Genomic DNA, 14,082 nt, shown 5'->3' with positions numbered 1-14,082 from the left:
GATGTGTAAATTTAGTTTTCCTATGTTCTGAATACATTAACCCAGGTTTAACATTACGTAAACCGAAGGTTAAGAAATTGTAATATTAAATTAGAATGTGTAGCCAAGGCCTAACGACACCCCAACACCTCTTTTATAATCTTTAACAGTAAGGCTGTTCTCGTATATTTTAACTAAGCTCTTTTCGCCCAAATCAACTTTATAAGTTGGATTTAAGATATTCTCTACGCCAAACTTTAAATCCCACTTGCTCGAAATCTTGTTGCTCCAGATCAGATCCAATTTTCCAAATGGTTTCTCGTAGTAGTTATCTAAGCCATTGGTACCTACCGCATAAATACGTTCGCCATAGATATTATAGGCTAATGTGATGGTGCTTTTCCAGTTTTTACTAAAATTACTTTCGTGTTTGATATCGGCATTGATTAACCATGGTGAAGCGCCCTGCAACTTGCGGGTATTCTCGTTACCAATAGCAGCAGTTTCTGCACTATTTTTTACCTTATCAATAGTAGTTTGGGTATACATCAACGATGTATTGAAACCAACTGAGAAATTAGAAAGTGATTCGCTAAACCTCGATAGCTGCAGTAAAAACTCTAATTCAGCACCGTATAAAACTGCTTTTTTAGAGTTATCATAAGTGATAGCTAAACCACCACTTCCAGCGGTTGGTGTAAATAAACGTTCTATAGGATTCTTCAAATATTTGGCAAATCCGGTTATGGCAAACATTTCTGTATTAGAAGGGAAAAACTCATATTTTACATCAACATTGTAGTTTTTACTATTTACCACATTGGGGTTACCATTTTCAATTGTCGCATCCGGGTTTACGAACTCCAATGGGAAAGCTTCCATAATAACCGGTTTGGTTAAGGTTTTTGAAAGTGAAAGCCTTAAGTTCGTTTTATCAGTAACCGAATATTTAAAGTTTACAGCAGGTAAAATATCAGTATTGTTTTTGGTTACCCTTACAAAAGGATCATCAATAGTTCCTGGATTTCGGAACCTGGTAATTCTTTCTGATTGCTCTACCCTTAGCCCTCCGTTGATGTTGATTTTATCACCGATAACCAGCGATAAATCGGCATAACCTGCGTTAACACTTTCTTGCATGCGGGCCAGGTAGGTTGCACCCGTACCTTCGTTATAAGTAAAGCCACCATTGGCGATCTGCCCGGCTAGGGTAGCATCAGGCTGATTGGTATTAAAAGTAGCGTTGTTAGAGGCCAGGTTTTGTGAAACTAAAAACCTGAAATTAGATTCGATCTTATTGAAAGAGCCATTGTAACCTACAGTAAGTTTATGGGCTTTTGCAAGATCATCGTTTCCAAACTTGAAATTGTATTCCAATAAACCAGATCCGAAGAAATCGCCGTTAAAGTCCATATACTGTCTGGTGATACTGTTACCAGTATAGCTGATTGATGTGGTATTATTATCAAGCATTGCACCTTTAAAAGATTTTCTGTCCGGAAGTTCGTAGCCTGTTTTCGAATAAGAAGCTCCTGCCCTTACGCTATGCCTATCGTCTTCCGTTATTTTATAATTCGCGAACAACTGACCGGTAAAGAAATCGGTTTTTTGCAACTGGTTTAAACGGATAAATGAGTTAGTAACTGTAGCCTGGCTATTGGTATAACCCACCTGATCCTGAATCATCGTTTCTGTTCCTTTTAAATAAAAGGCATTTAAATTAAGGTTTAACCTGTTGGTAGCATAATTAATTGCACCTAATAACGATGAATTGGTAGAAAACCTATATTTAGTGGTATATAAGTTGTTGTCATAAATACCTTGTGCGGTATTAAAGAAACGATCTACACCTTTTCTAATCTGAAAATTGTTATCGGTATTAATTGAAACCAAATACTGGAATGAGCGATTATTTTCGAACCTGATTTTTTGTGTATGTAGTATACCAATATTTGTATTTAAAGGCGCATTTCCTTCTTCTACATCGAAGCCAGAGTCAAACTGTGAGTTGGCTTCATTTGCAGTCATGGTATAAGCTGATGGCTTCTTGCCGAAAACCTTAGGTATGCTTCGGTCATTGCTGGGAAAACCAAAGTAATCGCCAACTGAAGTCTCACCTTCCGGCCTTAAAAATTCCTTAAAGCTACTATTAGAAAGAAAGCTTGTACCAATATTAATTTTCGTTACTGCTTTTTCGCCTTTTGCGGTTACAATGTTAAAAGTTCCGCCGGCAAAATCGCCATATAAGCCCGAGTTAAAAGTTTTGTAAGTTTCTAAAACACTTACAATGTCTGTTGGGAAAAGATCTAAAGGGATAATCTTTTTGAAAGGATTGTTAGAAGGAACGGCTAAACCATTTATTAATAAGTTGTTATACCTATCTTCTAAACCCCTTACAAATAAACCTCTTCCATCTACTTTGGTAATACCAGTAATTTTGGTTAATCCTTCTTCAACATCGCTTACACCTTTTCTGGATAGTTCCTGGATTCCGATACCCTGTTTAATTTCTATTGCATTTTTTTGCAATGATAGTAAAGCAGTTTCGCTTTCTTTACCAGCTACACCCTTTACTTGTACATCAGCTAATTTTTGAGAATTTGATTCTTCAAGTGCCAGGTTTAAGGTAGTTGTACCTCCACCATTTACTTCTACAGCCGGAACTTCCTTTGTAGCATAACCTACATACGATGCTTCGATAATAAATTTACCATCTTGCAATGCAGCAATAGTATATTTACCATCAGCACCTGTAGAAGTACCTTTAGTTGTACCTTTAATTTTAACCGTTACTCCAATTAAGGTTTCACCGGTTTTTTTATCGGTAACTGTTCCAGAAATTTTTCCTGTCTGTGCATATGATAATATGCTGATCGTTAAAGCGAACACAGTGAGTGCCGCTCTTTTAAAAGAGTTTAGTAAGTCCAATTTGCCTTTATTTGATAAGGGCAAAAGTATTACCACAGTGTTAACTACAGGTTAGGTGTTAATTAACATTCCTTTACCTTAAAGTTAACTAAAAGTTAAGCGCTTTCCGGATCAATAACGAATACCCACTTTCTTGCAAATGAAGTGCAATAACCAGATCGGACCTATTAACAAGAACTTAACATCATCAAGGAATGAAGGTTTTTTCCCCTCAATTTTATGCCCGATAAACTGACCAATCCAGGCGGCTACAAATATTGCTGCATAAATAGCATAGGCCGTTCCGCTACCTAAACCTACTGCTTGCTCAATTTTTACGATGATGTAACTCATTAAACCCACTACCCAGATCATTAAGAAAAACAACACAGGCGAAAGTGTAAAGTAATAATACAGGCTAAAGGCCAATAGAAAAGACGCCCAGTTAAAGAAACCGTTGTAGCTACCTAAAAAACCGATATGCGGAAAAGGGATCTGCCAGATCAAACCCAGTAAGCTGAATACAATTAACGGAACACAGATCCAGTGCACCAGCTTATTTGTTGGATTTTGGTGACTTTCGGCATACTTATCAAAAAGTACATCTACTGGCCGTTTGGGTTCTATTGTTATGGTTTGCTTGCTCATTATGTAAAAATAAAAAAAAGCGATGGAATATCCATCGCTTAATATTTTGTTTATTAAACCGTTCGTCACGCTGAATTTATTTCAGCATCTTTCTATTACTAAGATCCTGAAACAAGTTCAGGATGACGATTCGGCGAATTGACTTCTTTATTTTGCAAATGCTACAGAACGGGTTTCTCTGATTACAGTAACCTTAATCTGTCCTGGATAGGTCATTTCGGTTTGAATACGGGTTGAAATATCTGCAGCTAAAAGTTCTGCCTGTGCATCAGTAATACGTTCACTTTCTACAATTACACGTAATTCTCTACCAGCCTGAATTGCAAACGTTTTTTCTACGCCAGGGTAAGATAAAGCCAGCTCTTCTAAATCTTTCAGGCGTTTGATATAACTTTCTACCACTTCACGACGCGCACCGGGGCGAGCACCAGAGATCGCATCACAAGCCTGTACAATTGGAGAGATCATTGAAGTCATCTCAATTTCATCGTGGTGGGCACCAATAGCATTACAGATTTCAGGGTGCTCTTTATATTTCTCGGCCAATTGCATACCTAAAATTGCGTGTGGCAATTCAGGATTATCATCAGGCACTTTACCTATATCATGTAATAAACCTGCACGTTTAGCCATTTTAGCATTTAAGCCTAATTCGGCAGCCATCGTCGCACAGAAATTAGCTACCTCACGAGAGTGATGTAACAAGTTTTGTCCGTAAGATGAACGGTAACGCATACGGCCAACCATACGGATTAACTCAGGGTGTAAACCATGGATACCTAAATCGATCACTGTACGCTCACCAATCTCTACAATTTCGTCTTCGATCTGTTTTTTGGTTTTCGCTACAATTTCCTCGATACGAGCCGGGTGGATACGACCATCTGTTACCAAACGGTGCAAAGCCAAACGGGCAATTTCCCTTCTTACAGGATCGAAACCTGATAAAATAATTGCTTCCGGTGTATCATCAACAATAATCTCAATTCCGGTAGCAGCTTCTAAAGCACGGATATTTCTACCCTCTCTACCAATAACACGACCTTTAATCTCGTCGCTTTCGATATGAAAAATAGAAACCGAATTTTCGATTGCTGCTTCGGTAGCGGTACGTTGAATGGTTTGGATGACTACTTTTTTAGCTTCTTTGCTCGCTGTTAACTTTGCCTCATCGACAATATCCTTTACCTGCATCATTGCCTGTGTACGGGCTTCTTGTTTCAGATTTTCTACCAATTGCTCTTTAGCTTCTTCGGCAGATAGACCAGCAATGGTTTCTAATTGTTTTAGGTGCTGGTTTTTAAGCACTTCAACTTCTTCTTGCTTTTTAATCGCAATTTCGGTTTGCTTTTCTAAAACGCTTTTTTGCTTATCGAGTTCTTGTTCTTTCTTATTAAAATTTTCCATGCGCTGATTTACCGATTGCTCTTTCTGCTTCATGGTATTTTCGCGTTGGTTAATGTTATTGTTTTTGGCATTCACTTCCTGCTCATGCTCAGCTTTCATTTGCAAAAACTTTTCTTTTGCTTCTAAAAGTTTATTCTTTTTTAAGATCTCTGCATTGTTTTCTGCATCTTTTAAAATCTTTTTCACTTTGTTCTGTGCGGCAACTTCCTGCTGTTTAAGCAAGTTACGCAGGAGGAATCTTCCTACCACCACTCCGATAGCTATACCCGCTATTACGGCAAATACGTATCCTAATATTTCAACTATTTCCATTTTGTTTTTTAAGTAAAAAAAAACCGCAACTAATTTTTAAAGTCTCATACATTTTAAACCTCAACTAAGCATAATTAGGGTTTAAGCCATTTTCAGGTGCCATAGCAGATGAAATACGCCCTCTTAACCCTATAGATATTGAAGTGTTAAGTTTTATAAAATTTGAAACTCAAAAACTAGCCGCGGCTATGTTTTTATGCTAAATATTGGCGCTGTCATCCTAAATTATTTTAGGCTCTGAAACAAGTTCAGAGTGACGAATCGCCGAAAGAACGAACCTTATTTTGAAAAGAAATTACTGAGTAAAACATCCAATTCTTCAACTTTATCAGCAACAGCAGTATCCTGGTTTTGTACTTTATTCTCTGTTCTCAATACGGCTGTTGCATAATGTAACACTGCCATAGAAAGAAGATCCTGCTTATCTCTAACCGCATAATTATCCTGATAATCTTTTATGCGTTCATTGATCATTTTTGCTGCCCGTCTCACAATTTCTTCCTCTTCCATATTCACCTTTAGTGGATAAATACGGTCGGAAATGGTTATTTTAATCGAGATTTCTCCCATTTGTTTAGCTTAGTTTCTGATTTCTCTGCATCATTATTTTTTTAATAATGCAATACTTTTATCAATCTCCCGCACAAAATCGTTAATTTTTTGTTTAATGTCAAGCGATTTTTCGCTTGTTCCCTCTATACTTTTAGCCAATTTTGTAACCCTTAATTTTTCATCAAGTTCTACATTTTTGCCCTTCGCTGTATCGAGTGCTACTTTTAACGATTGATTTTCAAGCTTTAATAAATCATTTTCTTCCTGTAGCGCATTACATAGCTCTAATACCTGAGCCGTTTTTTGTAATACTTTATCTAATTGATCTGCAACAGAAGCCATGAATTTATTTCTAAAAATACGAATTTATATTTTATTTCCTAATTTCTGCACCAGCTTGTGCCGTTAAATTCGCGATTAATTTCTGCATCGTGTTTTCAATCTGCTTATCGGTCAAGGTTTGTTCTTCATCCTGCAAAATGAAGTTCAATGCATACGATTTTTTACCTTCAGGTAATTTATCACCAACATATACATCGAAAACACCAACCTCCTTGATCAGCTTTTTATCGGTTTTGAAAGCAATGCCTTTTAAAGTATCAAAAGTTACGGCCTGATCGATCAATAAAGATAAATCTCTGCGCACTTGCGGATACTTAGAAACTTCTTTATTAACAATTTTATTTTTCCTTACAATATCCAACAAGGCAGCCCAATCAAAATCAGCATAAAAAACCTCTGCATTTACATCGGCTACTTTACGGTCGGCTTTTGAAACCGCGCCAAAACTTACCAGGGTTTTATCTCCACGGAAATATTTAATCCCATAAGCAAAGTTTTCGTCATTTAAAGCATCAGATTGGTAGCTTGCAATACCTAAACGTGATATAATCGCATCAACTGCCGCTTTTAAATTATAGAAAGTTGCCGGTTTAGCATTGTGGTTCCATTGCTCGCTCTGTTTAGCACCCGAAATCAACAATAATAACCTTGATCGCTCTACATACTGCTCATTAATTAAATGATAGGTTTTACCGAATTCATAAAACCTAACATCAGCATTTTTACGGTTCTGGTTGTAAGCTACACTCTCTAATGCTGGCATCAACAAATGCTGGCGCATCACATTTAAATCACTGCTTAAGGGATTCAAAATAAATACGGCTTCGTCTAAATTTTTCGAATAGGCCGATTTAGTCAACGAATTGCACATAATTTCTGCATAACCGTTTGAGGTAAGCATATCCGCAATTACGTTGTGCGTATTTTCTTTTTCAGGCTTAATGCTGTAAGAAAGCGATGCATTTACCTTTGAAGGGATTTCGATATTGTTATAACCGTAAATACGCAATACTTCTTCTGTAATATCACATTCGCGGGTTACATCAACTTTAAACGATGGTACTCTTAAAGCCAAAGTATCTTCAGAGGTATTGGTCGCTGCAATACCCAAAGCGGTAATAATGTGTTTAATTTCGGCTGATGGAATATTTGCACCAATTAATTTATTGATGTTGGTATAACTTACTTCAAACTCGAAAGGCTTGATATGACTTGGATAAATATCAGAAACTGATGAAGAAATTTCTCCGCCAGCCAGTTCTTTAATTAATAATGCTGCATATTTTAAAGCCGTAACTGTAATTTCAGGATCAGTACCACGCTCGTAACGGAAAGAGGCATCTGTTTTTAACCCATGTCTTTTAGAAGTTTTACGTACAGAAACCGAATTAAAGTAAGCACTTTCTAAGAAGATATTTTTGGTATTGACATCAACTCCCGAAGATTTTCCACCGAAAACACCTGCAATACACATTGGCGCTTCAGTATTGCAGATCATTAAATCATCTGCACTCAACTTACGTTCAACATCATCAAGGGTTACAAATGGCGTTCCTTCGGCAACTTTTTTCACGATTACTTTTCCACCGGTAATTTTATCGGCATCGAAAGCGTGTAAAGGCTGACCTAAACCATGAAGCACATAATTGGTAATATCAACCACATTATTGATCGGACGCAAACCAATTACCTTTAATTTATCTTTTAACCACTCTGGCGATTCTTTTACGGTAACGCCAGAAAGTGTTAGGCTGCTGTAGCGCGGACAAGCTGCTAAATCTTCTACTTCTACCGGAATTACCAGATTTTCGTTATCCGTTTTAAAAGCTGAAAGATCAGGCATTTCATACTCGCTTCTGAAATAAGCCGCTAAATCTCTCGCCACACCTAAATGTGAAGCCGCATCGGCACGGTTTGGTGTTAATCCGATTTCGAAAACAAAATCATCATCCATTTTGAAATGGTCTTTAGCAAGGATCCCTATTTCGGTATCCTCAGCAAGGATCATAATCCCATCATGCGATTTACCTAAACCAATTTCATCTTCGGCACAGATCATCCCCTGCGAAAGTTCTCCCCTGATTTTTGATTCTTTGATTTTAAAGGGCTCACCCTCTAATGGGTATACTGTTGTGCCTACAGTAGCTACTACCACTTTTTGGCCAGCGCCTACATTTGGAGCACCGCAAACAATCTGAAGGTTTTCTTTACCACCAACGTTTACTGTAGTAATGCGCAAACGATCGGCATTGGGGTGCTGAACACAGGTTAATACTTCTCCGATAACCAAGCCCTCTAAACCACCCACAACAGGCTGCACTTTTTCTACACTTTCTACTTCTAAACCAACATTGGTAAGAATTAACGAAAGCTCTTGAGGTGTTTTATCGATCTGTACGAATTGTTTTAACCAGTTATATGATATTTTCATTTGGAGTATCAGGTAGTGAGTATCAGGTATCAAGACAAATCTCGACTGATACTCTATTTCTATAAAACGCAAAGATATTATTTAAAGGTCAAAGGAGAAAGCTAAACCCGCAATCTTGACACAATAAAAATGACTAATGGCCAATATTTAAATTAGATAGAATTACTGCACATGCGCCTGCTCCTATTACCAGCATGATAACAGATGCAATAACCAGTTTAAGGCCGGGTTTAACGGGTTGATTTTTCGCAGCTTTTACAATGATCTGAATGATGCCAATTACAAACAACAATACTACAATTACCCAATATACAATAAAAATTTCCATGAGCTTAATTTGAGATTAACTGTTGGCAAGCAATACTGCACAGGCACCAAAACCGATTACCACCATAATTACCGAAATGATAAGCAGTTTTAATCCAGGTTTTACGGGCTCGTTCCTTGATGATTTAATAATAATCTGAATAATCCCCACTATAAAGAGTACAACTGCTGTAAGGCAGTAAATAATTAACAATCCGAATAAACCTTCTTCCATGTTAGTTCATATTTAATTTTTCCCTGATCAGATCTATTTTGTTGTCGCGGTAAAAAATATTCATGGTTTCGAAGGGTACCATTTTATATTTATCGCTCACAATGTGCACGCATGATTTTTTAACAGCGCGTACATCAAAATCCAGCGGATCCATAAAATTCATGATGATAATCCGAAATAAATTATCGTAACTTAAACTATCTGATTTTACCCTTGGCAGGCAACACATCAATTCGCCAAAGGTATCTTCGGCACAATCTACCGAAACACCTGTACTAAAAAGATTGAGCATGTGTTCTTTCAATTTTTCATCGTGTTCGAAAACGATGGTATTTTTGGAATTGTTGAGTAAATCTTCCGGATTGATCAGATGTGTCATCGGGATCACTTCATCGCCGATTTTTAACGCATAGGCCATACATAGCGCATCGGGATTACAGGGCACCGGGATTAAATCCTGAGGAGTAAAAATAGGATATTGCTCATAAATTTTTCTGCGCACCTCAGTTAGCGTTATTCTTCCCTGTTGATCATTATAATCATCATTTCTTCCGGCAACCTGAGTAGGCTGAAAAGTAACCCCACGAACACATTTCTGTTTAAGCGCATAATCTAAAATATCGCCAATTTCATGATCATTAAGCCCATTTTGCAAGGTAACCACCAAAGTAGTAGATACATTAAACTGATTGAGGTGATCGATGGCTTTTCTTCTCACCTCGGTAAGGTCTTCTCCTCTTAGCTTGGTTAATACTTCGGCGCTGAAACTATCAAATTGCAAGTAAATTTCGAAATCGGGCATATAGCTTGCTAATTTTTCTACAAAGCTAATATCTTTTGCAATCCTGATCCCATTCGTATTTACCATTAAATGTTTAATGGGTTTCGTTTTGGCAAGATCTAAAATCTTAAAAAAATCGGGGTGTACGGTTGGTTCTCCACCCGAAAGCTGAACCACATCTGGCTCACCTTCGTTTGCAACGACAACATCCATCATACGTTCTATCTCCGCCAAAGTTCTGTGCCTGCCATAACTTGGCGATGACATGGCATAACAGGTTGGACAGGCCAGGTTGCAACGATCAGTGACCTCTATTACGGTTAAACACGAATGTTGTTCATGATCGGTGCATAAACCACAATCGTAAGGGCAACCGTAATGCACTTTGGTATTAAACTTAAGTGGCATTTCCGATTGTTTATTGTAATTGCGGATCTGTTTGTAATATTCCACATCATCAGCAATCATTACTTTGCTATCGCCATGCGTTCTGCAGTTTTTCAGCATAAATACCTTAGCGTCCTGAAAAACAATTTTCGCATCGCAAAGCTGTAAACATTCGGGGCAAAGACTTTTGGTATAATCGTAATATATATAATCTCTGGTATTGGCCATAATATTTACCGTTTATGTAAAATCTGTTTCGAAATTCTGATGATGAATTTATAATAATAAATAAAAATAAACAATGCAGACCAATGAATGCTGCTTAAATTTAAAAATAATGAATGGTAAGGCTTTATAAATTCTACACAAAAACGGAAAAGAAAATACAATACCATAAACAATTTAAACCGGTCTCCATTGATCAAAATCTTATTTTTCAAGCCATTGAACAAAAAAATCAAAAGTATGAGGTAAACCATTTCATAGAGCATAATGGGATGCCGCAATATGCCATCGCCCAAATCAATACCTGTAAAAAAATGGGTAGGGATGCCATAGGTTGGCTCGTCGATGCCCATGGAAAAGCAACCTATACGGCCAATAATAAGGGCAACCAAAATCGGGATTACGTAGATATCTCCTGAGGCGATATTCACACCTATTATCTTTTTTATTAATTCAACACCGAACAAACCGCCAAGCAAACCGCCAACAATGGTTTTACTTTGATAAAGAACTGAAAAACTAAGGTGGTGGAGTACTTCAGGCGTTTCGAGTACAGCAATTACACGCGAGCCGATTAATGCTCCAAGCATAGCGCCCAACATAATCCACAACCTGTTTTCGTCAGATATCGGGTCTTTAATCCCTTTTTTATAGAAATAATACAACCTAACACCAATTATAAATGCCAGTGTTTCGAAAATATAGTGATAATGGTATTGATTACCAAAGAGCTCAAATTGAAAGGGAAACAAAGATTTTAACAGCATCTATTAAAACCAAAGTCTGCAAAAAACAGGTAAATGATCAGAATAATACCTTTTATCCTTACTATCAGTTAATACGGCAAATTTCTGCACCTTAAATCCTTTGTTTACAAAAATGTAGTCGATCCTGTTTTTCAAGTCACTGTTAAAATCAAAACCATTAAAAGTACCTGTCGGACCGTATGGTGGCTCTACAGAAACATCTTTTGCATCGATAAGAAAAGATTTTATGGTAGCAATGGCTTCTGTTTCTGGCGTTACGTTTAAGTCGCCGGTAAAAACAACTGGTAGCGTTGGTGCAATCTGCTGTATTTTACTTTTAAGCAGTTTAGCTGATTCGATCCTGGCCTGAACACCAATATGATCGTAATGTGTATTAAAAACGATAAACTCTTTTTTATTCTGCTTATCATACAATTTAGCCCAGCTGCATATCCGGTTAAGCGCGGCATCCCAACCTTTTGATGGAATATCTGGTGTCTCTGACAACCAAAAAGTTCCACCATCCTTTTTAGTGAACCTGTTTTTATCAAAATAAACGGCAGAAAATTCGCCCTTTCTTTTACCATCTTCACGGCCAACACCCACTACATCGAAATTGGAATTCTCCAAAAGCGCATCAAACTGTTCAGGTAAGGCTTCCTGTACACAAAGAATATCAGCATCATGAAATTTCACCAGGGCCTTAACATTATCTTTCCGGTTAGGCCAGGCATTAACACCATCAGATGCTACATTTAAACGAATATTGTACGTAATAATATTAATTGGGACTGCCGTTTTTTGCGCAAATGCCATAACGGTTAACAAAAGAAAAACAGGGATGATTTTTAAAGTATTCATAAATATAATTACACAATTTAATTAATGCTGGTTAGCCAGTAACACCTAATTTTAAGCCGCTATTATACTAATTTAAGGTTAATTGTACTTTAACAACCAAATATCTTTTAAATTAAATCTTCATCCCGATAACTATAATAACGGTTATTGGCAAAAATCAGGTGATCAACTACATACAGACTAAGCAAATTTCCTGAAGCAACCATATCCCTGGTCAATTTATCGTCGCTTTCACTAGGCTTTAAACTTCCCGAAGGATGGTTATGTGCCAATACAATATTTGCGGCATTGTTTTCCAAAGCTGTTTTAAAAATAATTTTCGGATCGGCTACTGTTCCTGCCTGTCCCCCCTTACTGATCAAAAATTTACCTATTACCCGGTTAGACCTGTTCAGGAGTAATATCCAGAACTCTTCGTGATTGAGATTAGCGAAAGTTTGATGTAAATATTTATAAACATCGTTAGAAGTAGTAACATGGGTAATGGCCTCTTCAGCAGTTTCCTTTCGCCTCAAACCAAGCTCTAGAGCGGCAATAATAGTTAATGCTTTGGCTTCTCCAATACCCCTAAACCTGGAAAGCTCCAGAATAGAAGCTCTTCCCAGTTTTGTTAAATTGTTATCGTAGAACGACAAAATTCTTTTGCTTAAATCGACAGCGGTTTCATTTCTATTTCCCGAGCCAATTAAAATAGCAATCAGTTCGGCATCTGTTAAATGTCTTCGGCCATGTAATAAAAGTTTTTCACGCGGGCGATCTTCTTCAGCCCATAACTTTATACCTAGTTTCTGTTCGTAATTTTCCATTTTTTTAGACAAAAAAAGGCATCCTAACTTTGGGTTAGGATGCCTTTACTAATATCGTAAAAAAATTGGCTTATTTTAAACCATTAACGAATTTCGTTAATTTTGATTTGTTGTTAGCCGCTTTGTTTTTGTGGATAATATTCTTTTTAGCTAAACGATCTAACATAGAGATTACTTTAGGCAATAAATCAGATGCAGATTTTTTATCTTCTGCAGCACGTAATCTTTTAATAAAGGTACGTGTAGTTTTTGCCTGATATCTGTTACGTAAACGTTTTGTTGCGTTTGCTCTAATTCTTTTTAATGAAGATTTATGATTTGCCATTTCTATTTAGCCTTTTATTTTTCTTATTCGTTTCCTATAATTCGGGTTGCAAATATAGGATTAATGTTTTTAAATTACAAAACACTTTCAACTTTTTTTTCATTAAAATTGAACCCCATTTCCGAACCGCAAAAATACGTTAAAATTATTCATTATAAATACTTTAACTTAATTCAATAAAATTTCCTTTCCATTAAGAAAACAGGCTTAAAAATACTATTTTTGGGCAAAACGATTTTGAGTGAAAAAACGAATAGCCATCTTTGCATCAGGTTCTGGCTCCAATGCCCAAAAACTGATGGAGCATTTTAAACGGAGTAATGAAATAGAAATATCTTTGGTATTAACCAACAATGCCGATGCCTATGTATTACAGCGGGCTGATAATTTCGAAATCCCCACTCATATTTTCGACAAAAACGAGTTCTATAAAACCGACGAAATAATAGACCTTCTCAAAAATCTTGAAATCGATTTTATTGTGCTTGCGGGTTTTCTCTGGCTGATCCCTAAAAACCTGATCCATGCCTACCCTGGGAGAATTGTAAATATCCATCCGGCAATCCTTCCTAAATTTGGCGGTAAAGGCATGTATGGAGACCATGTACACAATGCCGTTATGGCCGCCGGCGAAACTGAAGGCGGAATAACCATTCATTATGTTAATGAAAACTATGATGAAGGTGAATATATTTATCAGGCCAGGTACAGAATAGACAAAAACGATAACCTGGAAATGGTAAAGTTTAAAGGTCAGCAGCTCGAACACCAGCATTACCCACGTATTGTAGAAACCATAGTAAGAAAGATCAAAAAATAGCTTTTATATAAG

The 14,082-nt window shown here is 37.0% G+C and carries 14 protein-coding genes; 1 reads left to right on the top strand and 13 read right to left on the bottom strand.

Annotated features, from left to right (window positions below; all coding sequences use genetic code 11):
• Positions 1–90 precede the first annotated feature (90 nt).
• From ACN9MR_RS03115 to rpsT, 13 genes are all read right to left on the bottom strand, one after another.
• Complete coding sequence (locus ACN9MR_RS03115) at positions 91–2,907, bottom strand: TonB-dependent receptor domain-containing protein (RefSeq protein WP_426328204.1); 2,817 nt, start codon at positions 2,905–2,907, stop codon at positions 91–93.
• Between the two features lie 111 nt (positions 2,908–3,018).
• Positions 3,019–3,534 carry a DUF962 domain-containing protein gene (locus ACN9MR_RS03110; RefSeq protein ID WP_276902222.1) on the bottom strand — a complete coding sequence of 172 codons (516 nt, stop codon included), beginning with the start codon at positions 3,532–3,534 and terminating at the stop codon, positions 3,019–3,021.
• A 147-nt stretch (positions 3,535–3,681) separates the two neighbouring features.
• Positions 3,682–5,253 (bottom strand): ribonuclease Y, encoded by a 1,572-nt coding sequence (gene rny, locus ACN9MR_RS03105; RefSeq protein WP_029277270.1) that lies wholly within the window; start codon positions 5,251–5,253, stop codon positions 3,682–3,684.
• Positions 5,254–5,532: 279 nt separating this feature from the next.
• Positions 5,533–5,823, bottom strand: a complete 291-nt coding sequence (locus ACN9MR_RS03100) for a cell division protein ZapA (protein ID WP_029277272.1) — start codon at positions 5,821–5,823, stop codon at positions 5,533–5,535.
• Positions 5,824–5,856: 33 nt separating this feature from the next.
• Entirely contained in the window at positions 5,857–6,147 is a 291-nt protein-coding gene (locus tag ACN9MR_RS03095) for a hypothetical protein (RefSeq protein WP_057932492.1), read from the bottom strand.
• 31 nt (positions 6,148–6,178) lie between these two features.
• Entirely contained in the window at positions 6,179–8,578 is a 2,400-nt protein-coding gene (gene pheT / locus ACN9MR_RS03090) for a phenylalanine--tRNA ligase subunit beta (RefSeq protein ID WP_426328203.1), read from the bottom strand.
• 133 nt (positions 8,579–8,711) lie between these two features.
• Complete coding sequence (locus ACN9MR_RS03085) at positions 8,712–8,906, bottom strand: hypothetical protein (RefSeq protein WP_029277278.1); 195 nt, start codon at positions 8,904–8,906, stop codon at positions 8,712–8,714.
• Between the two features lie 15 nt (positions 8,907–8,921).
• Entirely contained in the window at positions 8,922–9,119 is a 198-nt protein-coding gene (locus tag ACN9MR_RS03080; RefSeq protein WP_426328202.1) for a hypothetical protein, read from the bottom strand.
• 1 nt (position 9,120) lies between these two features.
• Positions 9,121–10,515 carry a radical SAM protein gene (locus ACN9MR_RS03075; RefSeq protein ID WP_426328201.1) on the bottom strand — a complete coding sequence of 465 codons (1,395 nt, stop codon included), beginning with the start codon at positions 10,513–10,515 and terminating at the stop codon, positions 9,121–9,123.
• A 5-nt stretch (positions 10,516–10,520) separates the two neighbouring features.
• A complete protein-coding gene (locus tag ACN9MR_RS03070; RefSeq protein WP_426328200.1) occupies positions 10,521–11,279 on the bottom strand; it encodes a prolipoprotein diacylglyceryl transferase in 759 nt (252 codons plus the stop codon).
• Positions 11,280–11,282: 3 nt separating this feature from the next.
• Positions 11,283–12,119, bottom strand: coding sequence for an endonuclease/exonuclease/phosphatase family protein (locus ACN9MR_RS03065; protein ID WP_426328199.1), 837 nt, complete (start codon positions 12,117–12,119; stop codon positions 11,283–11,285).
• A 107-nt stretch (positions 12,120–12,226) separates the two neighbouring features.
• Positions 12,227–12,925, bottom strand: coding sequence for a RadC family protein (gene radC / locus ACN9MR_RS03060; RefSeq protein WP_426328198.1), 699 nt, complete (start codon positions 12,923–12,925; stop codon positions 12,227–12,229).
• Between the two features lie 70 nt (positions 12,926–12,995).
• Complete coding sequence (gene rpsT / locus ACN9MR_RS03055; RefSeq protein WP_029277289.1) at positions 12,996–13,250, bottom strand: 30S ribosomal protein S20; 255 nt, start codon at positions 13,248–13,250, stop codon at positions 12,996–12,998.
• A 241-nt stretch (positions 13,251–13,491) separates the two neighbouring features.
• Between rpsT and purN the strand changes: the two genes are divergently transcribed.
• Positions 13,492–14,070: a phosphoribosylglycinamide formyltransferase gene (gene purN, locus ACN9MR_RS03050; RefSeq protein ID WP_426328197.1), complete on the top strand. Its 579-nt coding sequence runs from the start codon at positions 13,492–13,494 to the stop codon at positions 14,068–14,070.
• The last annotated feature ends 12 nt before the right edge of the window (positions 14,071–14,082 follow it).

The organism is Pedobacter sp. R-06, from assembly GCF_049913135.1.
Taxonomy (GTDB): Bacteria; Bacteroidota; Bacteroidia; order Sphingobacteriales; family Sphingobacteriaceae; genus Pedobacter.
The sequence above is the reverse complement of the archived record's forward strand: the minus strand, read 5'-3'. Positions and strand labels throughout refer to the sequence as shown.